This is a genomic window from Corynebacterium sp. LK2590 (genome assembly GCF_040946105.1).
Taxonomy (GTDB): domain Bacteria; phylum Actinomycetota; class Actinomycetes; order Mycobacteriales; family Mycobacteriaceae; genus Corynebacterium.
Window position 1 is genome coordinate 253,418 of record NZ_JAYWMH010000001.1, and the last position, 23,205, is coordinate 276,622.

A 23,205-nucleotide genomic window follows, 5' to 3' on the forward strand; every position below is an offset into this window, starting at 1 on the left:
GGCGGCGTTAAGCTCGCCGCTGCGCCGGGGTGCCCGCGACGCCGCCGCAACCGCGATCAATCCCGCTAGGAGCGGGCGGCGACCGCGATGAGCCAGTCGCGCCACTCGGTGGAGGCCGACTGCCCGCTCAAGCGCGCGGCCTCCTCGGTGGCGGCAGCCCGCCAGGTCTCGGCGTTGGATTCGCGCAGGGACCGCACGAACTGTTCGGCGCTGGCCGCGTCCGTGGGCAGCTCCAGCCCGGCCGGCTCGTAGCCGGCGGCCGGCTGCGGAACGTCGCCGGTGGCCGCCAGCGCCTGTTGGAGCTGGGCGGTCAGGTGCGCGTGCGCGTCCAAGCGGGCGTCGATGATGGGCTCGAGCCAGGGCTCGGCGAACGCGCGGGCGAAGTCCAGGCCGAAGGACTGCTGGTATTCCCAGTCCAACAGCTCGCGCGCGGCCTCTGCCTGCTCCGGATCGAGGGTATCGACGGCCAGCTCGGGCGCGGGATCGGACTCGGAATCCGCGCCCGCGCCAGCCTCCGCGGCGAGGCTATTGACAGCGGCCGAGAGATCGATGGCCTGGTCGGTGACCAGGGGGCGGGACTCCGCCGTCACGGCGGTGAGCTGGCCAAGCACCGCGTCGCGGGCCCGGGTGAGCACGGCCGCGGAGTCCACGGAGTCTTCGGCGCCTTCGCCCGGGGCAGTTTGTCCGTCGGCTGTGGCTTCGGTGGCGTGCTCTACTTCGCACGACTCCGGCACTTGTCCGTCCCGGGTGCCGCACAGGCGGGCGACCTCCGCGTAGAGGGCGTCGGCCTGGCCCTGGCGCAAGTCTGCGTTTTCGGGATCGGTGGTATTCAAAGCCTGGGCGTCTGCCTCCGCGGCCTGGGCCAGCTCCACCAGGGTGGCGTCCGGCCGGGGACCGAAATAGTCCACCACGGGTTGGCAGGCGGTCGTGGCGGGCACGAGCGCAATAACGGCGACGGCAGGGGCGGCTAGCTTTCGGCGGTTCACGCAAGAGACTGTACCCGGTCGGGTTAGGCTAGAGGTTATGGCTTTCCCAGACTCGGCAACATTGACGGAATTCGTGCAACCGCTCATTCAGGACCGCGGCCTCGACGTCGAAGACATCAAGACCACGCGGGCGGGCAAGAAATCACAGGTAATCATCCGTGTGGACGGGGATAAGCGGCCGACCTCGGACGTGCTGGAGGAGGTCTCCGATCTCATCTCCCAGCGCTTTGATGCCGCCGAGGACGCCGGCGAGCTCAACTTCGGCGCCGGTTACACCCTGGAGGTCTCCACCCCGGGCGTGGACCTGCCACTTACTGCCCCGCGGCACTTCCGCCGCAACCAGGGCCGCCGGGTGGCCGTCGAGCTGGCCGATGCCCCGGGCCAGCGCACCGTCTGGCGGCTGGGCGCCCTCAACGCGGACAACACCGAGGTCATCGTCGTCCGCACGGTCAAGAAGGACCTCGAGGTGGAGATCCTGCGATTGGCTAATATCGCCCGGGCAGTGGTAGAAATTGAATTCGCGCAACCTTCAGCCGCCGAGCTGGAAATCGCGCGCGAAGACTTTGAACATGCGGCCGAGCGCGTCTCGGCCTAACGAGAGGATCGACAAGTGAATATTGATCTGGCGGCACTGCGAGCCATCGAAAAGGAACGCGAGGTTCCGGTATCTGAGCTGCTGCGCTCCATCGCGGGCGCCCTGCTGAGCTCCTACCTGGACTACCGCGGCGGCTCGGCCCGGGACAACGCCAAGGCCCGCGTGGACATCGACTCGGAGACCGGCGCGGTCGCCGTCATCGTCAGCGAGCTGGACCCGGAGACGGGGGAGCTGGCCACCGAATACGATGACACGCCGGAAAACTTCGGCCGCGTCGGTGCCCGGGCGGTCCGCGAGGCCATCTACGGCCGCCTGCGCATGGCCGAGGCCGATCGCACTTTCGATTCCTACTCTCACATCCAGGGCACGGTGGTCTCCGGCATCGTCGAGCGCGAGGCCACGCTGAATGCCCGCGGCATCATCGTCGTCCAGCTGGGCACCGAGGCCGAGCCCCAGGACGGCATCCTGCTGCCGGCCGAGCAGATCCCGGGCGAGAAGCTGGAGCACGGCGACCGCGTCAAGGCCTACGTCGTAGGGGTCAGCCGCAACGGCAACAACGTCCAGATCAACCTCTCGCGCACCCACCCGGAGCTGGTCCGCGGGCTCTTCGAGCTCGAGGTCCCAGAGGTCGCCGATAAGGCCGTGGAGATCCTGGCGATCGCCCGCGAGGCCGGCCACCGCTCGAAGGTCTCCGTCCGCGGCACCGTCAAGGGGCTCAACGCCAAGGGCGCCTGCATCGGCCCCCGCGGCCAGCGCGTGAACAACATCATGCGCGAGCTCGGCGGAGAGAAGATCGACATCATCGACTACCACGATTCCCCGGAGGTCTACGTCGGCAACGCCCTGGCCCCGTCCAAGGTGGTGCGCGTCGAGGTGCTCGACCCGGACGCCCAGGTCGCCCGCGTGACCGTGCCGGACTACCAGCTGTCCCTGGCCATCGGCAAGGAAGGCCAAAACGCCCGCCTGGCCGCCCGCCTGACCGGCTGGAAGATCGACATCCATTCGGACGCGGACGCCGCCGCCCACGAATAGGCGCGAGACGAGTTAGGCCCCACACGCGGAGTGTGGGGCCTAAGTTCATTTTTAGTCCACTTTGCCGTAAACTATTGGACGGCCCTAACGCGGCCAGGTTTCATGGAGCACAGCCAAGATTCGGAGGTAATGAGTGCGAGCTAATCGGGCCCGGCCCATCCGGCTTCGCACTTGTATCGCCCACCGAACGACGCATCCTGACTCGGAATTGCTGCGCGTGGTGGCAACCACCACCCCAGACGGCACGGTCATCGCCGTGCCCGATCCGCAGCGTTCACATCCGGGGAGGGGAGCGTGGATCCAGCCCACCCTGGCTGCCTACGAGCTAGCGGAGAAAAGGCGCGCCTTCGGGCGGGCTCTTCGCGTGTCTGCAGCTGTGGACACAGGTCAGATTAGAAAGTACTTGGAGGAAGAATCCGCCAAGGAACCCCATGCCACGGCCGGCAACGGCCGTGGGGAAGACCCTGAGATTGTAAGGAAGACCGAACACTGATGAGCGCACAACGATGAAGCATCAGCGATGAAAGTCCTACGTAAACCCTAGGGGTCATGACCGCCTTTCCGGCGCTTATGGCCTCTAGCTAACCCAAGAGGAGACAAGTGGCCGGAAAGCTACGTGTTCACGAGCTGGCTAAACAGCTCGGTGTAACCAGCAAGGAACTGCTCGCAACCCTGAAGGAACAAGGCGAGTTCGTCAAGACCGCCTCGTCCACCATCGAACCGCCGGTGGTCAAGAAGATGCGCGCCCACTATGAGGCGCAGGGCGGCGGCGACAACGCCGCCGAGCAGAAGTCCGCCAACCAATCCAAGCCCAAGCCGGGTGCCGCAAAGTCCGCCCCGAAGCCGGGTGCTGGCAAGGCAGCCCAGAAGCCGGGCGCTAGCAAGTCCGCTCCCAAGCCGGGTGCGGGCAAGGCTGCCCCGAAGCCGGGTGCGCCCAAGCCGGGCGCCGCTAAGTCGGCTGCCCCGAAGCCGGGCCAGGAGGCCCCGAAGCCGGGCGCGGGCAAGTCCGCCCCCAAGCCGGGTGCGGGCAAGGCAGCCCCGAAGCCGGGCCAGGGCCGTGGCGACAACAAGTCGCGCGGCGGCGAGCGCCCGACCCCGGGCAATGCCATGCCGCGCCCGATGCCGAAGCCGGGTGGCACCCGCCGGGTGGCCAACAACCCGTTTTCCACTGGCGGCTCCAGCGAGCCGCGCGGTGGCGGCAAGGGCGGCCCGCGTCCGGGCGGCACCAAGGGCCCGCGTTCCGGCGGCAACAAGCCGGGCCAGGGCCGCGGCGACAACAAGCCGCGCGGCGGCCAGTCCTCCGGCGGTCAGGGCGGCGGTCGCCGTCCTACCCCGGCGATGATGCCGTCGCACCCGAACCCCGCTTCCATGCCGTCCAAGTCCGCCAATGGCGGCGGTGGCGGCCGGGGTGGTCGCGGCCGCGGTGGCGGCCCGGGTCACGGTCCGGGCGGTTTCCGCGGTGGCCGTGGCGGTCGTCGCGGCGGTACCGCCGGCGCATTCGGCCGGCCGGGTGGCGCACCCCGCAAGGGCAAGAAGTCGAAGCGTCAGAAGCGGCACGAGTTTGAGGAGCAGCAGAAGCACGTCGTCGGCGGCGTTCGCCTGCCCGACGGCGGCGGCAAGACCGTGCGTCTGCGCCGCGGTGCTTCGCTGGCGGACTTCGCCGAGAAGATCGGCGCGGATCCGGCCGCCCTGGTCCAGGCGCTGTTCAACCTGGGCGAGATGGTCACCGCTACCGCTTCCGTCTCGGAGGAGACCCTGCAGCTGCTGGGTGCCGAGATCAACTACAAGGTCGAGGTCGTCTCCCCGGAGGACGAGGACCGCGAGCTGCTCGAGTCCTTCGACCTGCAGTTCGGTGAGGACGAGGGCAGCGAGGAAGACCTCGCTAAGCGCCCGCCGGTGGTCACCGTCATGGGTCACGTCGACCACGGTAAGACCCGCCTGTTGGACACCATCCGTAAGACCAACGAGCGCGAGGGTGAGGCCGGCGGCATTACCCAGGGCATCGGTGCTTACCAGGTAGACGTGGAGGTCGACGGCGGCGATCGCGCCATCACCTTCCTGGATACCCCGGGCCACGAGGCGTTTACCGCCATGCGTGCCCGCGGTGCCAAGTCCACGGACCTGGCCATCCTGGTCGTGGCCGCTGATGACGGCGTCATGCCGCAGACCATTGAGGCCATCAATCACGCCAAGGCCGCGGACATCCCGGTCGTGGTGGCGGTGAACAAGATCGATAAGCCGGAGGCTCAGCCGGACAAGATCCGTGGCCAGCTCACCGAGTACGGCCTGGTGCCGGAAGAGTACGGCGGCGACACCATGTTCGTGGACATCTCCGCCAAGGCGGGCCAGAACATCGAGGAGCTGCTGGAGGCGGTCGTCCTGACCGCGGACGCGGCCCTCGAGCTGACCGCCAACCCGGACATGGACGCCCAGGGCGTGGCCATCGAGGCCTACCTGGACCGCGGCCGTGGCCCGGTGGCTACGGTCATCGTCCAGCGCGGTACGCTGCGCATCGGCGACTCCATCGTCGTGGGCGACTCCTTCGGCCGCGTGCGCCGCATGCTCGACGAGTTCGGCAACGACGTGGAAGAGGCGGGCCCGTCCCGCCCGGTCCAGGTCCAGGGCCTCAACGGTGTCCCGGGCGCCGGCGACAACCTGCTGGTGGTCGAGGACGACCGCGTGGCGCGCCAGATCGCCGCCCAGCGTGACGCCCGCAAGCGTTCCGCTATGCAGGCCAAGGCCCGCAAGCGCGTGTCCCTGGAGGATCTGGATGCGGTGCTGAAGGAGACCTCGACGCTGAACCTGATCCTCAAGGGCGACAACGCCGGTTCGGTCGAGGCTCTGGAAGACGCCCTGCTGGACATCGAGGTCGACGACGAGGTGCAGCTCAACGTCATCGACCGCGGCGTCGGTGCGGTCACCCAGACCAACGTCACCCTGGCGGCGGCTTCCGATGCCGTCATCATCGCCTTCAACGTTCGCGCTGAGGGCAAGGCGACCAACGAGGCCAACCAAGAGGGCGTGGATATCCGCTACTACACGGTTATCTACCGCGCCATCGAGGATGTGGAGAAGGCCCTCAAGGGCATGCTCAAGCCCATCTACGAGGAGCGCGAGACCGGTGCGGCCGAAATCCGCGCACTGTTCAAGTCCTCCGCCGTGGGCACCATCGCGGGTTGTATGGTCACCGAAGGCCAGGTCAAGCGCAACGGCAAGGTGCGCATCGTCCGCGATGGCAACGTCATCGCCAGCGATGCCCGCATCGAGTCGCTGCGTCACGAGAAGGACGACGCCAACGAGATCAACGCCGGCTACGAGTGCGGTATGGTCCTGTCCTTCCCGGACATCCAGGTCGGCGACCAGATCCAGGCCTACGAAGAGGTCGAGGTCCCGCGCGACTAGTTCCTGCCAGTTGCCAGCTACTAGCTGGCGCTAACCGGTAGGTGTACTACCGGAAGCGATTGTCCCCGCCCCGCCATCGTGCGTGGCGGGGATTTTTCGTTGCGCGGGGAAGATAGAATAGATTAGCTTGAAGATCGATTTTTCCAACTCAGGTCTAGGAGGAGCAATGGCAGACCACGCACGCGCGGGACGCATGGCGAAGAGGATTCAGGCAATTGTTGCTAACGCCCTCGAACACAACATCAAGGACCGCCGCGTGGAGCTGGTGACGGTCACCGACACCCGGGTGACCGGGGATCTGCACGACGCGACGGTCTACTACACGGTCCGCGGCCGCGACATCGACGACGAGCCGGACTTCGACGCCGCCGCCGAGGCCCTGCACCGCGCCCGCGGCCAGCTGCGCAAGCTGGTCGGCGACCAGCTGGGCGTGCGTTTCACCCCGACGCTGAGCTTCGAGGTCGACACCGTGCCGGAGTCCTCGGCGCACATGGAACAGCTGCTGGAAAAGGCCCGCGCCCGCGACGCCGAGCTGGCGAAGCTGAAGGAAAACGCCCAGCCGGCCGGCGAGGCGAACCCGTATAAGGAGAAGGAAAGCGAGTAAACCCGTGCTCGAACAGGACTATGAGCGGGTAGTGGCGGCGATGCGCGCAGCGGACAGCGTGTGCATCATCACCCACCTGCGACCGGATGCCGACGCGGTGGGATCGGCCTGCGCGTTGAATATGGCGCTGCGGCAGTTCGACAAAACCACCCGCGTCGTCATCGGGCAGCGCCGGGAGATCTCCCGCAACCTGCTCACCATCCCCGGCGCGGAGGCCGTCGAGCTCGTCGATGACCTGCCGGACGGCTACGACCTGTACGTCACCGTGGACTGCGGCTCGCTGGATCGCACCGGTTCGCTGGCCCAAGCGGTGGAGGAGCAGGCGGCGGCCGGGCGGGTGGTCTGCATCGATCACCACGCCTCGAACCCCGGCTTCGGCTCGGTCAACCTGGTGGACTGCGATTGCGAGTCCACCACCGTGGCCCTGACGCAGATCCTGGACATGCTCGACGTGCAGATGAACAAGGACATCGCGCACGCGCTCTACGCCGGGCTGGTCACGGACACCGGTAGCTTCAGGTGGGGCCGGCCGGCCATGCACGAATACGCCGCGCGCCTGATGCACTACGGGCTCGACACCAAACAGATCGCAGTCGAACTGCTCGATAGCACCACCGCTTCCGATCTGCAGATGCTGGGACGGGTCCTCGCCGGCGTGCAGGTCGTCGAGGCCGGCTCCCACACGCTCGGCGTGCTGGTGGGCCGCCTGGCCGATATCGGGGATCACTCCGATGCCGCCGTGGAGTCGCTGGTGGAGTTCGTCCGCGCCCTGGACGGCACGGACATCGGCGTCGTGTTCAAGGAGCAGGCGCCGGGTGTCTTTGCGACCTCGCTGCGTTCCTCGGTCGTGGACTGCTCGTCCATCGCCCTGCGCTTCGGCGGCGGCGGGCACGTCCCGGCCGCCGGCTACACCGCCCACGGCACCCCGGAAGAAATCACTGAGAAGTTAGTGGAAGTTGTACGCACGTATTAATGACTAAAGACGAAAACTCTGCCGATACCACCCCCGACGCGAGCGCTGCCGCCACGAGCGATGCCGCCGCGAAGGAGGCCACCACGACCGGCGGGAAGGCCCCGGAGGTCACCCTGCGGCGCATCCTGGGGCTCGCACTTCCCGCGCTTGGCGTGCTGGCCGCGATGCCGCTCTACCTCCTGTTTGATACGGCCGTCGTCGGCCGTTTGGGCGCCGAGGACCTGGCGGCGCTGGGCGCGGCGGCCGCGGTGCAGTCGGTGGTGACCACGCAGCTGACGTTTTTGTCTTATGGCACCACGGCCCGCGGCGCGCGCCTGTACGGGGCGGGCAAGCGCGCGGAGGCCGTCGCCGAAGGCATCCAGGCCACCTGGGTGGCCCTCGGCGTCGGCACGGCGCTGGCGGTTCTCATGTGGCTTTTTGCCGAGCAAATTACGTGGTGGATGACCGGCAACGCCGACACCGCCGCGCGGGCGGCCCAGTGGCTGCACATCGCGGCCCTGGCCATCCCCATCACCCTGGTGGTCATGGCCGGCAACGGCTGGATGCGCGGCGTGCAAAATACCCGCAAGCCGCTGGTTTTCACCCTGGCCGGGGTTATCCCCGGGGCTATCTGCGTGCCCATCTTTGTCCACCTCTGGGGCCTGCCGGGCTCGGCGGCGGCCAACGTGCTGGGCATGGGGATCGTGGCCACGCTTTTTCTCATCGAACTGGCCCGGCAGCACGGCGGGTCCTGGAAGGTCCGCCCGCGAGTCATCGGCCGCCAGTTGGTGCTGGGCCGGGACCTCATCCTGCGCTCGTTGAGCTTCCAGGTCGCCTTCCTGTCCGCGGCCGCCGTGGCGGGCCGCTTCGGCACGGCCTCCCTGGCCGCGCACCAGGTCATGCTGCAGCTGTGGAACTTCCTGACGCTCGTGTTGGATTCCCTGGCGATCGCGGCGCAGACGCTTATCGGCGCGGCCCTGGGCGCCGGCTCGGCGCAGGCCGCCCGCCGCACCGGCGGACGCATTATGCACTATTCGGCCGGCTTCGCCGCGGTACTCGCCGCGATTTTCGCGCTGGGCGCCGGGGTCATTCCGCGGATCTTTACCAATTCCGACGCGGTGATTGAGGCCATGCGCGGGCCCTGGTGGGTCATGGTGGCGATGGTGGTTGCCGGTGGCATCCTCTTCGCCTTCGACGGCGTCCTGCTGGGCGCGGGCGACGCCGCCTACCTGCGCAACATCACCATCGGTTCGGTCCTGGTGGGCTTTTTGCCCGGCATCTGGTTGGCCTATGCCGCCGACGGGGGCCTGCTGGGGATTTGGTTGGGCCTCGGGGCGTTTATCGCTTTGCGTACAATCGCGGTGGTATACCGTTTCTACTCCATGCGCTGGGCCGTCGTCGAGCCCCGCGCGGTGGCGGACGCGGAATAGCAGCCAACTGAACCGACAGCGACAACGAGGAGGACCAGGTGCCACGCACCCTGTGGGCGGTCGCGGACCTGCACGCCGCCGTCAAGGCGAACACGCCGCACATCGACGGCTTGGCGCCGAACAACCCCCAGGACTGGCTCATCGTCGCCGGCGACGTCGCGGAGCGCAGCGAGCTCGTGCTGCGGGTGCTGCGGCAGCTAAAGTCCCGCTTCGCCGAGGTCATCTGGGTCCCCGGCAACCACGAGCTGTTCAGCCGGTCGGGGGACCGCTACCGCGGCCGCGATAAATACGACGAGCTCGTCGCCGGCTGCCGGGACCTAGGCATCTACACCCCGGAGGACCCGTACCCGGTCTTCGCCGGGCACACAGTGGCGGGCTTGTTTACGCTCTACGACTACAGCTTCCGCCGCCCCGGGGTCAGCGTGGAGGAGGCCTTGGCCGCCGCGCGGGAGGCCCAGCTGGTGATGACGGACGACTTCGCCATCGCGCCTTTCGTGGACATCCGCGCCTGGTGCTGGGATCGGCTGGCCTATACCATCAAGCGCCTGTCCCGGATTTCCGGTCCGACGGTGCTGGTCAACCACTGGCCGTTGGTCCAGGAGCCGACGCTGCGGCTGGGGATCCCGGAGATCAGCCTGTGGTGCGGCACGCGCCATACCCGCTCCTGGGCTAAGCGCTACGACGCCAGCGCCGTTATTTACGGGCATCTGCATATGCCGGGCACGACCGTGGTCGATGGCGTGGAGCACCACGAGGTTTCCCTGGGCTACCCGCGCCAGTGGCGCCAGTGGGGAGCCGACCGCCGGCCAACCTGGCCGTACCCGGTCTTGCGGGAGGAGGACTGATCATGCTCGAGCCAAGCCTGTTCCCGGACTCCGCCCGGTTCTGCTACGTGCGGACCCGCTCGGAGCATTCCGACCTGATGAATTTCCAGGCGCTGCACCCGCTGGAGCAATCCATCGTCTCCCGGTCGGTCAACGTCCGCAAATCCGAGTTCGGCGACGCCCGCTGGTGCGCCCACGAGGCCCTGCGGGAGGCCGGCTACACCGGCAGTGAGCCGATCCTGCGCGGCGAGCGGGGCAAGCCGCTCTGGCCGGAGGGGTTTACCGGCTCCATGACACACACCGAGGGTTTCCGCGCGGCCGTGGCGGCGCCCACCACCAAGGTGCGCTCGCTGGGACTGGACGCCGAACCGGCCGAAGAGCTGCCGGAGGGCGTGCTGGCGATGATCGCCCGCTCCGGCGAGATCCCCCAGCTCTACCGGCTGCGCGCCGCGGGTATCCCGTTCGCCGACCGGTTGCTGTTCTGCGCCAAGGAGGCCACCTACAAGGCGTGGTTCCCCATGACGGACCGCTGGTTGGGTTTCGAACAGGCCGAGATCGACCTGCGCGAGGACGGCACGCTGATTTCTTACCTTTTGGTCAGGCCCACCCCCGTGCCGTTTATCTCCGGGCGCTGGCTGGTCCGGGACGGCTACGTGGTGGTCGCCACGACGGTGGACGTCAACTTTCCCTGAACCCGGAATCCGGGCCGGCGGAACGCAAGGCTGGAGAATCCGGGACGGAAAGCAGCGGGCTAGAGCGTGGACGGGCGCGCCACGAAGACGGTGGCCAGGCGCTTGCCCTTCTCCTTGACTAGGGCGACCGCGCGCCCGTCGGGGCCGACGGCGGCGTGCGTGCCCTCCAGCCCGCGGGGCTCAAGCCACTGTCCCATCGCGAGCGCGGCCTGCTCGTCGGCGGTGACCTCGAGGACGGGGTAGCAGCGGGTGAGCGCCTCGTCGAGGGAGAGTGACAGGCGGGGAGAATCCTCGAGCTCGGCCAGGGGAGCGGAATCAGACAGGCGGAAATTGCCCACGGCCGTGCGCCGCAGGGCGGTCAGGTGCCCGCCGCAGCCCAGCGCTTCCCCCAGGTCGCGGGCCAGGGAGCGGATATAGGTGCCGGAGGAACACTCCACGCTGCACTCGATATCGATCCAGCCGTCGGTCCGGGCAATGGAGTGCACCTCAAAGGAGTGGATGGTCACCGGGCGGGCGGGGATGTCCACGTCCTCGCCGTCGCGCACCCGCTCGTGGGCGCGCTTGCCGGCGATCTTGATGGCGGAGACGCTGGCCGGCCGCTGCATGATATCGCCGCGCAGGTCCTGGATGGCGGCGTAGATGCGGGCATCGTCGATTTCCTCGGTGGCCCCGCGCGAGGTGATTTCGCCTTCGGCGTCGTCGGTTGTGGTCGCCGCGCCCAGGCGGATGGTGGCCTCATAGGCCTTGGTAGCCGCGACGAGGTGGGCGAGGAATTTCGTGCCGCGCTCCAGCCCGGCGATGAGCACTCCGGTGGCCATCGGGTCGAGGGTGCCGGCGTGGCCGACTTTGCGGGTGCCGAAATAGCGGCGCAGCCGGGCCACGACATCGTGTGAGGTCATGCCCGCGGACTTGTCCACAATTACCAGTCCAGAGCTAGCGAGAGGATCCGTCATGGCCTTCGAGTCTAGGGCATGGGCGGCCATGTTCTAGCATAGAGGGCGTGGATATTTGGTATGGAATGGAAGCCATCAGCGACCAACTGGCGGCCAGCGTGGTCACCATCGGCGTCTTCGACGGCGTACACCGCGGCCACCAGCAGCTGATCGAGCGCACCGTGAGCCGGGCCCACGCCCAGGGCGTCAAGGCGGTCATGGTGACTTTCGACCCGCACCCGGTGACCGTCTTCTTGCCGCAGCGCGCCCCGCTGGCGGTGACCACGCTGCAGCGGCGCTTCCAGCTGGCAGAGCGCTACGGCCTCGACGCGGTGGTCGTCATCGACTTCACCCACGAGCTGTGCGGCCTGAGCCCGCGGGACTACGCCCAGACGCTCTTGGTCGACAAGCTGCACGCCCAGGGCGTGGTCGTGGGCGCGAACTTCACCTTCGGCGCCGACGCCGCCGGCACCCCGGCGGTCCTGAAAGAGCTGGGCCAGGAGATGGGCTTTGCGGTCGACGTCATTGAGCTGCTCGACGACGAGGGCGTGCGCATCTCCTCGACCACGGTGCGCCAGTTCCTCGCCGCCGGCCAGGTCGACCGGGCCAACTGGGCGCTGGGGCGGCACTTCTCGGTCTCCGGGCCCGTGGTCCGCGGGGCCGGGCGCGGTGGCAAGGAGCTGGGCTATCCCACGGCCAACCAGTACTTCCCGGACTCCATCGCCATCCCCGCCGACGGCGTCTATGCCGGCTGGTTCACCATCGACGAGCCCGCCGCGCCTATCGAGGGCAACATGGAGGCCGGAGTGGCCTACGCGGCGGCGATCTCCGTGGGCACGAACCCGACCTTCGGGGACGAGCAGCGCTCCGTGGAATCCTTCGTGCTGGACCGCAGCGCCGATCTCTACGGCCACGACGCGACGGTGCAATTTACCGCCCACGTCCGCGACATGGTCAAGTTCGATTCCGTCGACGAGCTGCTCGCGGCCATGCGCAACGACGTGGCGAAAACCCGCCAGCTGCTAGCACAAGACGCCCAGGCCTGCGGCTGGGAGCCGGGCACCTTTTTCCTGGAAAGCGAAAGCTAGCTAGCGCGGCTAAGCGCAAGGAAGGACGCCTAAGTGCGCAAGATCATCCTGGACCTAGACACCGGCATCGACGACGCCCTGGCGCTGGCGCTCGCCGTGGCCCACGAGGACCTCGAGCTTATCGGGGTACTGGGCACCTACGGCAACGTTGAGGTCGAGGTGGGCGTGCGCAATACTTTGGCGCTGTTAGAACTGCTCGGTTGCGAAGACGTGCCGGTCTTCGTCGGCCCGCAGCGCCCGGGCTTTGCGGTCAGCGCCGCCTCGGCCGGCATCCACGGCGCAAACGGCCTGGGCGGGGTAGAGCTGCCCGCGCCCAGGCGTCAGCCCGAGCCGGAACCGGCGGTGGATTTCTTAGTCCGCATGGCCCACCAGAACCGCGACACCGGCGATATCGTCTTCGTGCCCACCGGGCCCTCGACCACCCTGGCCCGGGCCCTGGAGCGCGACCCGGTGGTGGCCAGCCTGCCGGTCGTCATGATGGGCGGGGCGCTGACCGTGCCGGGCAACGTCACCGCCTGGTCCGAGGCAAACGTCTCCCAGGACCCGGCGGCGACCGATGCCGTCGTGCGCGGCTGCCAGGATCTGACCATGGTGGGCCTCGACGTGACTTTGCAGACGCTGCTGACGCGGGCGACCACCCGGGCCTGGCGGGCCGCCGGCACGGCGGCGAGCGTGGCCTATGCCGACATGGTGGATTTCTACATCGACGCCTACGCGAAAAACTCGCCCCACCTGGGCGGGTGCGGCCTGCACGACCCGTTGGCCGTGGCGGTCGCCGCGGAGCCAGACCTGGTCGGCTGCCGGCGGATGCCGCTCAAGGTCGACGTGGACGGGCCCACTATCGGGCGCACCATCGGGGACGAATCCCGGATCGGGGAGGACTCCGGGGTAGCAGTCGCCCTGGATGTCGACGCCGAGCGTTTCGTCGACGGCTTCGTCCGCCGGCTCGAGCGCGTGCTCGTGTGATTTGGTGGTTTGCGCCGCTAGCAGCTAAGATTTCCGGATAGCTTTGTGACTGCGGTCCGCAGCAGTTGCGGCGGCGCCTTTTTGGGTGCTTGATTTCATGCGGACTGAAATATGTTTGAGGAGATTATCTCATGGCACTGACCACTGAGAAGAAGGCCGAGATCCTGAAGGAATACGGCCTCCACGAGACCGATACCGGCTCCCCGGAAGCCCAGGTGGCCCTGCTGACCTACCGCATCAGCAACCTGACCGAGCACCTGAAGGACCACAAGCAGGATCACCACTCCCGTCGTGGCCTGCTGCTGCTGGTCGGCCGTCGCCGCGGCCTGCTGAAGTACCTGGCTTCCACCAACATCGACCGCTACCGTGACCTGATTTCCCGTCTGGGCCTGCGTCGCTAATTTCCAGCGTCGATTGTCGCACAAGGCGTTGAGCACCTGTCGTGCTCAGCGCCTTTTTTGCGATCTCTTAGGCGTTTTCTCCCGCCCGGCCGGCGGCCGTGGCGGCGGGGCTAGGAGGTCTCCACCACGATTTTCGTGGGCGGCGTTGTATCGGTCCGGCTTTTGAGCTGGTACGATTGAGCACCGTTGTGTGTGAATTCAACGTTGTACGACTACCGGCGACACCGACGATTGCCGGATGATGAGGAGAATTAACTTTAATGAGCGCTAACAACGCTGTTGAGTATGTAAACGACGAAGACTTCGGCATCACCGAAGCTATCGCCACGCTGGATAACGGGGACTTCGGTACCCGCACCATCCGCTTCGAGACCGGGCAGTTGGCCCGCCAGGCCGACGGCTCGGTGACCACCTACCTGGACGACGACACCATGCTGCTGGCCACCACCACGGCCTCCAACCAGCCGCGGGAGGGCTTCGACTTCTTCCCGCTGACCGTGGACGTGGAAGAGCGCATGTACGCCGCGGGCAAGATCCCGGGCTCGTTCTTCCGCCGCGAGGGCCGCCCGTCCACCGAGGCCATCCTGGCCTGCCGCCTGATTGACCGCCCGCTGCGCCCGACCTTCGTCAAGGGCCTGCGCAACGAGGTCCAGGTCGTCATCACCGTGATGTCCCAGGCCCCGGATGAGTACTACGACGTCGTGGCCATCAACGGCGCTTCCGCCGCGACCCAGCTGTCCGGCCTGCCGGTCTCGGGCGCCGTGGGCGGCGTCCGCATGGCGTTTATCGCCGATCAGAAGCACCCGGAGGGCCAGTGGGTGGCCTTCCCGAACTCCGAGCAGCACGACCGCGCGCTGTTCGAGATGGTCGTGGCCGGCCGCATTGTCCAGCGCAAGAAGGGCCGCAAGACCGTCGAAGACGTGGCCATCATGATGGTCGAGGCCGGCGCCGGCATCAACGTGGCCGAGCGCGTGGCCGAGGGTGCCCCGGCGCCGCAGGAGTCCGCCGTGGCCGAGGGCCTGGAGGCCGCCAAGCCGTTCATCAAGACCCTGTGCGAGGCCCAGGCCGGCCTGGCCGAGCGCGTGGCCAAGGAGACCCAGGAGTTCCCGCTCTTCCCGGCCTACTCGGACGAGATCTTCCAGGCCGTGGAGAAGAAGGCCAGCAAGAAGCTGGAGAAGCTGCTGACCATTGCCGGCAAGCAGGAGCGCGACGAGGCTACCAACGAGCACATGGAGCAGGTCGAGGCCGAACTGCTCGAGCGCTTCGAGGACGACGACGCCTCCAAGCAGATCCGCAGCGCTTATAACGCGGTGATGAAGGAGATCGTCCGCCACAAGATCCTGACCGAGGGCTTCCGCATCGACGGCCGCAGCGTCACCGACATCCGCGACCTGGGTGTCGAGGTCGAGCTGGTCCCGCGCGCCCACGGTTCCTCCCTGTTCGAGCGCGGCGAGACCCAGATCCTGGGCGTGACCACCCTGGACATGCTGAAGATGGAGCAGCACATCGACTCCCTGACCCCGGTCGAGTCGAAGCGCTACATGCACCACTACAACTTCCCGCCGTACTCCACCGGCGAGACCGGCCGCGTCGGCTCCCCGAAGCGCCGCGAGATCGGCCACGGCGCGCTGGCCGAGCGCGCCCTGCTGCCGGTCATCCCGTCCCGCGAGGACTTCCCGTACGCCATCCGCCAGGTCTCCGAGGCGCTGGGCTCGAACGGCTCGACCTCGATGGGCTCGGTCTGCGCCTCGACGCTGTCGCTGTACAACGCCGGCGTCCCGCTGAAGGCCCCGGTGGCCGGCATCGCCATGGGCTTGGTCTCCGGCGAGGTCGACGGCAAGGAGAAGTTCGTCGCCCTGACCGACATCCTGGGCGCGGAGGACGCCTTCGGCGACATGGACTTCAAGGTCGCCGGTACCTCCGAATACATCACCGCCCTGCAGCTGGACACCAAGCTGGACGGCATCCCGTCCGCCGTGCTGGCTGACGCGCTGGAGCAGGCTCGCGATGCCCGCTCCGCCATCCTGGCCACCATGGCCGAGGTCATCGAAGGCCCAGACGAGATGTCCCCGCTGGCGCCGAAGATTACCTCCGTGCAGGTCCCGGTCAACAAGATCGGTGAGCTCATCGGCCCGAAGGGCAAGACCATCAACTCCATCACGGAGGAGACCGGCGCCGACATCACCATCGAGGACGACGGCACCGTCTACGTCTCCGCCGAGTCCGGCGAGGCCGCCGACGCCGCCCTGGACAAGATCAACTCGATTGCCAACCCGCAGCTGCCGAAGGTCGGGGAGCGCTTCCTGGGCACGGTCGTCAAGACCGTCGCCTTCGGCGCGTTCGTCTCCCTGACCCCGGGCCGCGACGGGCTCATCCACATCTCCAAGCTGGGTGGCGACGAGCGCATCGAAAAGGTCGAGGACGTGGTCAACGTGGGCGACAAGATCCAGGTCGAAATCGCCGACATCGACAACCGCGGCAAGATCTCCCTGGTGCCGGTCGACGAGGACTAATAATCCAGCGGCTGGTAGGTCAATGACCTAGCGATCGATAGTTAAGGGGCCGGAAGGCCCCTTTTCTTGTATCGTTAGATGTATGGACACACCCCGACAGCGCGCTGGCGATAAGCAGCGCCACGCAGCCGCTGAGCTGGTCAGCCAGGCTTTCAGCGAGGGCAAGATCAGCTTGGCTGAATTCGACGAACGCTCCCAGCGCGTCTGGGAGGCCACCTACGTGGACCAGCTCACCGAGCTGGTCGACGACTTGGGGCTAAGCCACGACCTAGACAAGCGGGACACGCCCGCGCCAGCGCGCAACGCCAGCTACCCCGTGGTGGTTCCCAACCGGGAGGGCTCGAAGTTTTCGATCGGCATCATGGGCGGGGCAGAGCGCTTCGGCGGCTGGCACTGCGAGCCCAGCCACTTTGCCTTGAGCATCATGGGCGGCAGCGAGCTGGACTTCTCGGAGGCCACCATCGGCGCCAACCGCGTGGTCATCAACGCCTGGGACCTCATGGGCGGCTCGGAAATCCGCGTGCCGGAAAACTACAACATCCGCCTGGAAGGCTTCGGGATTATGGGCGGCGCGACCGTCAAGAACGGCCCGGGCGTGACCGTCCCGCTCTCGGAGGTCCCGGAAGACGCGCCGACTATCGTGCTGGTCAACTACGCGCTCATGGGCGGCAGCGACATCATCCGCGTGCCGGAGGTGCGCCGCCGGAAGGACTAATCCTTTCCGGCGCTCGCCTACTTAGCCGGCAAAGTCGATGACCACGCGCGGCGGGCCATCCATATACGTCACGGAGTAGGGGACTTTTTCTTTCAGGCCCACGACGAACTGGGACTGGGCCTCGAAGGCGCTGGTGAACTGGACCTCTTCGATGACGCCGGCGCCCGGGAAGCTACCGGTATCTAAGTATTGTTCCTCCAGCTCCGGCGTGGACGGCCACGGGGTGGGCTCGATTCCTAGGTCCAAGAAGGCGTTGCCGGCTACCTCGACGGGGTACCCGGAGGCCTGCTGGGTGGGCGCGTCGGTGTAGCTGGCGAACCAGCTGGCGGGGCCTTTACCGCTAAATTCGATGACCATGCGGGTAAAGCCGGCGTGCTCCGCGGTGCGCACGCGCACCGGGACCAGCTCACCGGCGCCTTGGGCCATGTGCTGCTCATCGTCCAGGGACGGGGTGCCCAGCATCTTCACCCCGTCGGATGCCCCGCCCGCAGGGGCGGTCGCGCCCTTCTGGACGGTGGAGGATTCGGCCGCCGCGGCCTCGTTGTCGGGGGCGGCGGAGGTAGACGTCACGGTGCTGGGGGAGGAGGTGTCGTTCGCGTTGTCGGAATTATCGTCATTCGCGCAGCCGGTGAGGACGAGGCCGGCCACCGCGAGGGGAGCGAGGGTAGAGATCCACTGGCGCATAGGGAGTCATCTCCTTGGGTAGGTAAAGGTTATCCCCAGTTTAGCCGAAACGCGTGTGACGGTTGTTAATTGTGACCAGCGGTTGCTAGTTCTTGAGCTCCACAATCTGGATCAGGTTGCCGCAGGTATCGTCGAAGACCGCGATCCGGGACGGTCCCACGTCGGTCGGCTCCATGGTGAACTCCACGCCGCGGTCTTGTAGCTCCGCGTAGTCCCGGTCCAGATCGTCGGTGAGGAACTGGGTCAGTGGCATCCCGGCCGCGCGCAGGGCGTCGGTGAACTGGCCGGCGGCGGGGTGCCCCTTGGGCTCGAGCACGATTTCCATGCCGGCCCCGGGCAGCACCGAGCCGTCCGCGGCCAGCTGCGTCGGGTTGGTGATGGTCAGCCAGCGGAAATCGCCGTGCGTGACGTCGTCCTTGACCTGGAAGCCAAGCGTACCGACGTAGAAATCGTGGGCGTGGGCCACATCATCGACCAGAATGGAACCGATATACATGCGCATGGGAGTCAGTATAGTGGCCAAAGCCTGGCGGCCGGGCGGTAGAATGGCCGGGGTAACAGAACGCGGGCCCCGGCCCGCAGCCGTGTATCCGTCGTCTTCCGCCACCGCCTCCCGCTGTGAGCGGCCGTGCCTTCCCGCGCGGTTAGGTGCGGGCGGATGACGCGGAACGAGACGAGACCACTACAGGAAGAAGGTAGCGCGATGAATATTCAAGTCGGTGTGCTGGGCGCAAAGGGGCGCGTGGGCGAGGCCGTCGTGGAGGCGGTGCAGGCTGCCGAAGACCTCGACCTGGCGGCGACCATTGACCACGGCGACTCCCTGGAGCTGCTCAAGACCAACGGCGTCCAGGTCGTCGTGGACTTCACCACCCCGGATTCCGTCATGGGCAACCTGGAATACTGCGTGTCCAACGGCATCCACTGCGTCGTGGGCACCACCGGCTTCGACAAGGACCGCCTGGCCCAGGTCAAGCAGTGGACGCAGGCCTCCGGCGCGGGCCACGTGCTGATCGCGCCGAACTTCGCTATCTCCGCCGTGCTGACCATGGTGCTCTCCCGCCAGGTCGCCCAGTACTTCGAGACCGCCGAGGTCGTGGAGTACCACCACCCGACGAAGCTGGACGCGCCGTCTGGTACGGCCGTGCACACCGCCGAGGGGATTGCCGCCGCCCGCCAGGAAGCCGGTATGGGCCCGATGCCCGACGCCACGGAGAAGACCCTGGACGGCGCCCGCGGCGCCAACGTGGACGGCGTGCCGGTCCACGCGGTGCGCACCCGCGGCATGGTGGCCCACGAGGAGGTCATCTTCGGCGCCCAGGGCCAGAGCCTGACCATCCGCCAGGACTCTTACGACCGCACCTCCTTCGTACCGGGCGTGCTGGTCGGCGTCCGCAACATCGCCGACCGCCCGGGCCTGGTGGTTGGGCTGGAATCCTACCTGGGACTCTAGGTCATGGCTGAGGTCAGTAACCTGCAGGTCGAGCTAATTGCGGCGACGGCCTTTCACGCCCCCACCGGGGTGGAATGGCAAGCGGATGCCACGGCCACGGATGCCGAGGCGCTGGTCGAGTTCGCGGGCCGGGCCTGCTACGAGTCCTTCGACAAGCCGAACCCGCGCACCGCGACCAACGCCGCCTACCTGCGGCACATCCTGGAGGTCGGCCACGCCGGCCTGCTCGAGCACGCCACGGCGACGCTCTACATCCGCGGCATCTCCCGCTCGGCCACCCACGAGCTGGTGCGGCACCGGCACTTCTCCTTCTCCCAGCTCTCGCAGCGCTACGTCCACCCCGAGCGGGCCTCCGTCGTACTGCCGGACCCCATCGCTCGGGACGAGCAGCTGACCCGACTGCTGCTGTCCGCGGTGGATGAGAGCCGTTTCGTCTACGAGGAGCTGCTCCACGCGCTGGAGGAGAAGCTGGAGGACGAGCCCAACGCGCTGTTGCGCAAGAAGCAGGCGCGCCAGGCTGCGCGGGCCATCCTGCCGAACGCGACCGAGTCTCGGATCGTGGTCACGGGCAACTACCGCACCTGGCGCCAGTTCATCGCCGCGCGGGCGACGGAGCACGCGGACACGGAGCTCCGCGCGGTGGCCGTGGCCTGCCTGCGGCTTTTGTCCCAGCAGGCGCCCGTGCTCTTTGATGATTTCCACATCACCACGTTGTCCGACGGCACGGAGATGGCTGCCAGCCCCTACGCGGGCTAGAACACCGCCATGCCGGGGGCGGATGCCCGCAGCTCGTCGATAAGCGGGTATCCTTGACGCCTATGAGCACAGGTATGACTGCACAGACCGGCATCGAGACCTTCGGCCGCGTCGGGGTCGCCATGGTCACACCGTTTGACCAGGACGGCGCCCTGGACTTGGGCCGGGCTCGAGAGCTTGCTGCGCACCTCGTGGACAACGGCATCGATTCCCTCATCGTTGGGGGCACTACGGGTGAGTCTCCCACCACCACCGTGGCGGAGAAGACTGAAATGCTAAAGGCCGTTAAGGACGAGGTGGGCGGCAGGGCACGAATTTGCGCTGGTGCGGGAACCAATAATACGGTGTCTTCCGTAGAGCTTGCCCGCACCATGGCGAATGCGGGGGCGGACAGCCTCTTGGTCGTGACCCCGTATTACTCCAAGCCTTCGCAGGCGGGAGTCCTGGCGCACTTCACCGAAATTGCTGGCGCCACCGATCTGCCAATTTGCGTCTACGACATTCCTGGTCGCTCCGGTATCCCGATCCACGCGGATACGTTACGCCGGCTGGCTGAGCTGCCCACCGTCGCGGCCGTGAAGGACGCGAAGGGCGACCTGCCACTCGGCGCTCAATTAATGCAAGAGACCGGACTGGCGTGGTACTCCGGCGATGATCCGCTCAACCTCCCGTGGCTTGCCATGGGGGCCAGCGGTTTCATCTCGGTCATCGGCCATGCCGCCCCGCAGGCTCTTGTGGAGCTTTATGCTTCTTTCTCAGAAGGAAACCTTGCCCGTGCAAGGGATATAAACGTAAATACTCTGGCCCCGCTCGTTCACGCCCAAGCGCGTCTGGGCGGCGCCACCTTAGCCAAGGCGGCCCTGCGACTGCAGGGAATCGACGTCGGCGAACCGCGGCTGCCTATTCTGGCAGCCACCGAGGATGAGCTGACCGAACTCCGCCGCGATATGCAACAAGCTGGAGTCCTATAAGTATGACTGAATCTCGAAACCGTGCCCGGAAAGTGACCCGCAAGGCGGGCCCGCCGACGGGCCAAGAAGCAGCCTCCAACGAGGCGGCATCGCCGGTATTCCAGGCCCCGCAGAACGCCGGAAACGACACTTCCGGTGCAGACGGCGGCAACGGAAACAACAACGGCAATTCTGATAACAAGAACAATCAGAACAACGGCGGCAACCAGGGCAACGACAACCACGGCGGTAACGGCAACAACAACGGCGGCAACCGCCGTTCCAACCGCTCCCGTGGTTCCCGCGGCGGCCGCGGTCGCGGCCGTGGCGGTAGCAACGGCAATAACAACAACGGCAATAACAACGGCAACGGTAAGGGCGGCAAGAACAACCGCAACAACAACCGGGGCCGCCGCAACGTGCCCAAGTCCATGCAGGGCGCGGATCTGACCAAGCGCCTGCCGGAGCCGCCGAAGCAGGCCAAGGGCTCCCTGCGTATCTACGCGCTGGGCGGCATCTCCGAGATCGGCCGCAACATGACCGTCTTCGAATACGACGGTCGCCTGCTGATCATCGACTGCGGCGTGCTCTTCCCGTCCTCGGGCGAGCCGGGCGTGGACCTCATCCTGCCGGACTTCGGCCCGATCGAAGACCGCCTGGACAAGGTCGAGGCCCTCGTGGTCACCCACGCGCACGAGGACCACATCGGCGCTATCCCGTGGCTGCTGAAGCTGCGCCCGGATATCCCGATCGTCGCCTCCCGCTTCACCATCGCGCTGATCGCGGCCAAGTGCAAGGAGCACCGCCAAAAGCCGAAGTTCGTCGAGGTCAACGAGAAGTCGGACGTTTCCTACGGCCCGTTCCGCGCGCGTTTCTGGGCCGTCAACCACTCCGTGCCGGATGCCCTGGGCATCATGCTGGGCACCCCGGCCGGCAACATCATCCACACCGGCGACATCAAGATGGACCAGACCCCGCTGGACGGTCGCCCGACCGACCTGCCGGCCCTGTCCCGCTACGGCGACGAGGGCGTGGACCTGATGCTGTGCGACTCCACGAACGCCAACGTCCCGGGCGTTTCCGCCTCGGAGGGTGACATCCCGGCCACCTTCAAGCGCCTGGTGGCCAACGCCCGTCAGCGCGTCATCATCGCCTCCTTCGCGTCCAACGTCTACCGCGTGCAGGCGGCTATCGATGCCGCCGTGGCCGCCGGCCGCAAGGTCGCCTTCAATGGCCGCTCCATGATGCGCAACATGGAGATCGCGGAGAAGATGGGCTTTTTGAAGGTCCCGCGCGGCACTATCGTGCCGATTGACGAGGTCGCCAAGATGGCCCCGCACAAGACGGTCCTGATCACCACCGGTACCCAGGGCGAGCCGATGGCCGCGCTGTCGCGCATGGCCCGCCGCGAGCACCGCCAGATCACCGTCCGCGACGGCGATCTCATCGTCTTTTCCTCCTCGCTCATTCCGGGCAACGAGGAAGCCGTCTTCGGCGTCATTAACATGCTGTCGCAGATTGGCGCCGAGGTTGTAACCAACAAGGAGGCCAAGGTGCACGCCTCTGGCCACGGTTACGGCGGCGAGCTGCTCTTCCTCTACAATGCCGCGCGCCCGAAGAACGCCATGCCGGTCCACGGCGAGTGGCGCCACCTGCGCGCCAACAAGGAGCTGGCGATTTCGACCGGTGTCGACCGCGACCGCGTCGTGCTGGCGCAGAACGGCGTTGTCGTCGACCTGCACAACGGCCGTGCTCAGGTCGTGGGCCAGATCCAGGTCGGCAACCTCTACGTCGACGGCGTGAACATGGGTGAGGTCGACGCGGACACGCTGGCCGACCGCACCAACCTGGGCTCCGGCGGCGTGGTGTCGATTACCTGTGTTATCGACAACCGCACCTCCCGCCTGATGGAGCACCCGACGGTCGCGACCACGGGCTTCAGCGACGACGATCGCTCCGTGGTCCCGGAGGTAGCCGAGCTGGTCGAGAACACCATGAACGACCTGGCTGCCGAGGGCGAGAACGACACCTACCGCATGGTGCAGAAGATTCGCCGCAAGGTCTCCAAGCTCATGGATTCCAAGTACAAGCGTGAGCCGGTCATCCTGCCGACCATCGTTCCCACCTCGGGCGACGGTTCGCTGATTGATGACGACGAGGTCCACAGCGCCCGCGAATCCCTGTAGCGCTTAAACGCCGCGCATGCTCCCCAGCTCCCTTCCCATGGTTGAAG

General features: G+C 67.1%; 22 protein-coding genes. 18 read left to right on the forward strand and 4 right to left on the reverse strand.

Annotated elements, in window-relative coordinates; genetic code table 11:
• Window positions 1–65: 65 nt before the first annotated feature.
• Window positions 66–986: a DUF4439 domain-containing protein gene (locus tag VVR85_RS01160; RefSeq protein WP_368519139.1), complete on the reverse strand. Its 921-nt coding sequence runs from the start codon at window positions 984–986 to the stop codon at window positions 66–68.
• Between the two features lie 37 nt (window positions 987–1,023).
• On the opposite strand from VVR85_RS01160, the gene rimP reads away from it, so the two are divergent.
• The 9 genes from rimP to VVR85_RS01205 all read left to right on the forward strand — a co-directional run bounded on the left by rimP (window position 1,024) and on the right by VVR85_RS01205 (window position 10,517).
• Window positions 1,024–1,581: a ribosome maturation factor RimP gene (rimP, locus tag VVR85_RS01165; RefSeq protein ID WP_368519140.1), complete on the forward strand. Its 558-nt coding sequence runs from the start codon at window positions 1,024–1,026 to the stop codon at window positions 1,579–1,581.
• A 15-nt stretch (window positions 1,582–1,596) separates the two neighbouring features.
• Window positions 1,597–2,613 carry a transcription termination factor NusA gene (nusA, locus tag VVR85_RS01170; RefSeq protein WP_368519141.1) on the forward strand — a complete coding sequence of 339 codons (1,017 nt, stop codon included), beginning with the start codon at window positions 1,597–1,599 and terminating at the stop codon, window positions 2,611–2,613.
• A gap of 133 nt (window positions 2,614–2,746) precedes the next feature.
• The gene (locus tag VVR85_RS01175; protein ID WP_368519142.1) at window positions 2,747–3,106 is read left to right on the forward strand and encodes a YlxR family protein; all 360 of its coding nucleotides are present in this window, start codon (window positions 2,747–2,749) and stop codon (window positions 3,104–3,106) included.
• Window positions 3,107–3,213: 107 nt separating this feature from the next.
• Window positions 3,214–6,015, forward strand: coding sequence for a translation initiation factor IF-2 (gene infB, locus VVR85_RS01180; protein WP_368519143.1), 2,802 nt, complete (start codon window positions 3,214–3,216; stop codon window positions 6,013–6,015).
• Between the two features lie 166 nt (window positions 6,016–6,181).
• Window positions 6,182–6,619, forward strand: coding sequence for a 30S ribosome-binding factor RbfA (rbfA, locus tag VVR85_RS01185; RefSeq protein ID WP_070768491.1), 438 nt, complete (start codon window positions 6,182–6,184; stop codon window positions 6,617–6,619).
• A 4-nt stretch (window positions 6,620–6,623) separates the two neighbouring features.
• Window positions 6,624–7,592, forward strand: coding sequence for a bifunctional oligoribonuclease/PAP phosphatase NrnA (locus VVR85_RS01190; RefSeq protein ID WP_368519144.1), 969 nt, complete (start codon window positions 6,624–6,626; stop codon window positions 7,590–7,592).
• Window positions 7,592–9,001, forward strand: coding sequence for an MATE family efflux transporter (locus tag VVR85_RS01195; RefSeq protein WP_368519145.1), 1,410 nt, complete (start codon window positions 7,592–7,594; stop codon window positions 8,999–9,001). The genes VVR85_RS01190 and VVR85_RS01195 overlap by 1 nt, the downstream gene beginning before the upstream one ends.
• A 38-nt stretch (window positions 9,002–9,039) precedes the next feature.
• On the forward strand, window positions 9,040–9,846 hold the full coding sequence (locus VVR85_RS01200) for a metallophosphoesterase (RefSeq protein WP_368519146.1): 807 nt from the start codon (window positions 9,040–9,042) through the stop codon (window positions 9,844–9,846).
• A 2-nt stretch (window positions 9,847–9,848) separates the two neighbouring features.
• Window positions 9,849–10,517 carry a 4'-phosphopantetheinyl transferase gene (locus VVR85_RS01205; RefSeq protein WP_368519147.1) on the forward strand — a complete coding sequence of 223 codons (669 nt, stop codon included), beginning with the start codon at window positions 9,849–9,851 and terminating at the stop codon, window positions 10,515–10,517.
• 59 nt (window positions 10,518–10,576) lie between these two features.
• On the opposite strand, the gene truB is transcribed toward VVR85_RS01205, so the two are convergent.
• Window positions 10,577–11,470 (reverse strand): tRNA pseudouridine(55) synthase TruB, encoded by an 894-nt coding sequence (gene truB / locus VVR85_RS01210; RefSeq protein WP_368519148.1) that lies wholly within the window; start codon window positions 11,468–11,470, stop codon window positions 10,577–10,579.
• A 38-nt stretch (window positions 11,471–11,508) separates the two neighbouring features.
• Here truB and VVR85_RS01215 point away from each other — a divergent pair, with 38 nt between their 5' ends.
• The 5 genes from VVR85_RS01215 to VVR85_RS01235 all read left to right on the forward strand — a co-directional run bounded on the left by VVR85_RS01215 (window position 11,509) and on the right by VVR85_RS01235 (window position 17,132).
• Entirely contained in the window at window positions 11,509–12,537 is a 1,029-nt protein-coding gene (locus VVR85_RS01215) for a bifunctional riboflavin kinase/FAD synthetase (protein ID WP_368519417.1), read from the forward strand.
• A gap of 33 nt (window positions 12,538–12,570) precedes the next feature.
• On the forward strand, window positions 12,571–13,503 hold the full coding sequence (locus tag VVR85_RS01220; protein ID WP_368519149.1) for a nucleoside hydrolase: 933 nt from the start codon (window positions 12,571–12,573) through the stop codon (window positions 13,501–13,503).
• A 131-nt stretch (window positions 13,504–13,634) separates the two neighbouring features.
• Complete coding sequence (rpsO, locus tag VVR85_RS01225) at window positions 13,635–13,904, forward strand: 30S ribosomal protein S15 (protein WP_070768484.1); 270 nt, start codon at window positions 13,635–13,637, stop codon at window positions 13,902–13,904.
• 260 nt (window positions 13,905–14,164) lie between these two features.
• Complete coding sequence (locus tag VVR85_RS01230; protein ID WP_368519150.1) at window positions 14,165–16,417, forward strand: polyribonucleotide nucleotidyltransferase; 2,253 nt, start codon at window positions 14,165–14,167, stop codon at window positions 16,415–16,417.
• Between the two features lie 82 nt (window positions 16,418–16,499).
• Window positions 16,500–17,132 carry a DUF1707 domain-containing protein gene (locus VVR85_RS01235; RefSeq protein WP_368519151.1) on the forward strand — a complete coding sequence of 211 codons (633 nt, stop codon included), beginning with the start codon at window positions 16,500–16,502 and terminating at the stop codon, window positions 17,130–17,132.
• A 21-nt stretch (window positions 17,133–17,153) separates the two neighbouring features.
• On the opposite strand, the gene VVR85_RS01240 is transcribed toward VVR85_RS01235, so the two are convergent.
• Both VVR85_RS01240 and VVR85_RS01245 read right to left on the reverse strand, forming a co-directional pair.
• Window positions 17,154–17,816, reverse strand: coding sequence for a hypothetical protein (locus VVR85_RS01240; protein ID WP_368519152.1), 663 nt, complete (start codon window positions 17,814–17,816; stop codon window positions 17,154–17,156).
• A gap of 85 nt (window positions 17,817–17,901) precedes the next feature.
• On the reverse strand, window positions 17,902–18,318 hold the full coding sequence (locus tag VVR85_RS01245; RefSeq protein WP_368519153.1) for a VOC family protein: 417 nt from the start codon (window positions 18,316–18,318) through the stop codon (window positions 17,902–17,904).
• 201 nt (window positions 18,319–18,519) lie between these two features.
• On the opposite strand from VVR85_RS01245, the gene dapB reads away from it, so the two are divergent.
• From dapB to VVR85_RS01265, 4 genes are all read left to right on the forward strand, one after another.
• The gene (gene dapB, locus VVR85_RS01250) at window positions 18,520–19,266 is read left to right on the forward strand and encodes a 4-hydroxy-tetrahydrodipicolinate reductase (RefSeq protein WP_368519154.1); all 747 of its coding nucleotides are present in this window, start codon (window positions 18,520–18,522) and stop codon (window positions 19,264–19,266) included.
• Window positions 19,267–19,269: 3 nt separating this feature from the next.
• Window positions 19,270–20,022: an FAD-dependent thymidylate synthase gene (gene thyX, locus VVR85_RS01255; RefSeq protein WP_368519155.1), complete on the forward strand. Its 753-nt coding sequence runs from the start codon at window positions 19,270–19,272 to the stop codon at window positions 20,020–20,022.
• Window positions 20,023–20,084: 62 nt separating this feature from the next.
• Complete coding sequence (dapA, locus tag VVR85_RS01260; RefSeq protein ID WP_368519156.1) at window positions 20,085–20,993, forward strand: 4-hydroxy-tetrahydrodipicolinate synthase; 909 nt, start codon at window positions 20,085–20,087, stop codon at window positions 20,991–20,993.
• Window positions 20,994–20,995: 2 nt separating this feature from the next.
• On the forward strand, window positions 20,996–23,158 hold the full coding sequence (locus VVR85_RS01265) for a ribonuclease J (RefSeq protein ID WP_368519157.1): 2,163 nt from the start codon (window positions 20,996–20,998) through the stop codon (window positions 23,156–23,158).
• Window positions 23,159–23,205: the final 47 nt, after the last annotated feature.

What these genes read in the sequence shown, in the direction of transcription:
- rpsO (WP_070768484.1), top strand. Translation starts at nt 13,635, where the DNA reads ATGGCACTGACCACTGAGAAGAAGGCCGAGATCCTGAAGGAATACGGC.
- VVR85_RS01195 (WP_368519145.1), top strand. Translation starts at nt 7,592, where the DNA reads ATGACTAAAGACGAAAACTCTGCCGATACCACCCCCGACGCGAGCGCT.
- dapA (WP_368519156.1), top strand. Translation starts at nt 20,085, where the DNA reads ATGAGCACAGGTATGACTGCACAGACCGGCATCGAGACCTTCGGCCGC.
- thyX (WP_368519155.1), top strand. Translation starts at nt 19,270, where the DNA reads ATGGCTGAGGTCAGTAACCTGCAGGTCGAGCTAATTGCGGCGACGGCC.
- rimP (WP_368519140.1), top strand. Translation starts at nt 1,024, where the DNA reads ATGGCTTTCCCAGACTCGGCAACATTGACGGAATTCGTGCAACCGCTC.
- VVR85_RS01265 (WP_368519157.1), top strand. Translation starts at nt 20,996, where the DNA reads ATGACTGAATCTCGAAACCGTGCCCGGAAAGTGACCCGCAAGGCGGGC.
- VVR85_RS01205 (WP_368519147.1), top strand. Translation starts at nt 9,849, where the DNA reads ATGCTCGAGCCAAGCCTGTTCCCGGACTCCGCCCGGTTCTGCTACGTG.
- VVR85_RS01245 (WP_368519153.1), bottom strand. Translation starts at nt 18,318, where the DNA reads ATGCGCATGTATATCGGTTCCATTCTGGTCGATGATGTGGCCCACGCC.
- VVR85_RS01230 (WP_368519150.1), top strand. Translation starts at nt 14,165, where the DNA reads ATGAGCGCTAACAACGCTGTTGAGTATGTAAACGACGAAGACTTCGGC.
- VVR85_RS01240 (WP_368519152.1), bottom strand. Translation starts at nt 17,816, where the DNA reads ATGCGCCAGTGGATCTCTACCCTCGCTCCCCTCGCGGTGGCCGGCCTC.
- VVR85_RS01235 (WP_368519151.1), top strand. Translation starts at nt 16,500, where the DNA reads ATGGACACACCCCGACAGCGCGCTGGCGATAAGCAGCGCCACGCAGCC.
- dapB (WP_368519154.1), top strand. Translation starts at nt 18,520, where the DNA reads ATGAATATTCAAGTCGGTGTGCTGGGCGCAAAGGGGCGCGTGGGCGAG.
- rbfA (WP_070768491.1), top strand. Translation starts at nt 6,182, where the DNA reads ATGGCAGACCACGCACGCGCGGGACGCATGGCGAAGAGGATTCAGGCA.
- truB (WP_368519148.1), bottom strand. Translation starts at nt 11,470, where the DNA reads ATGACGGATCCTCTCGCTAGCTCTGGACTGGTAATTGTGGACAAGTCC.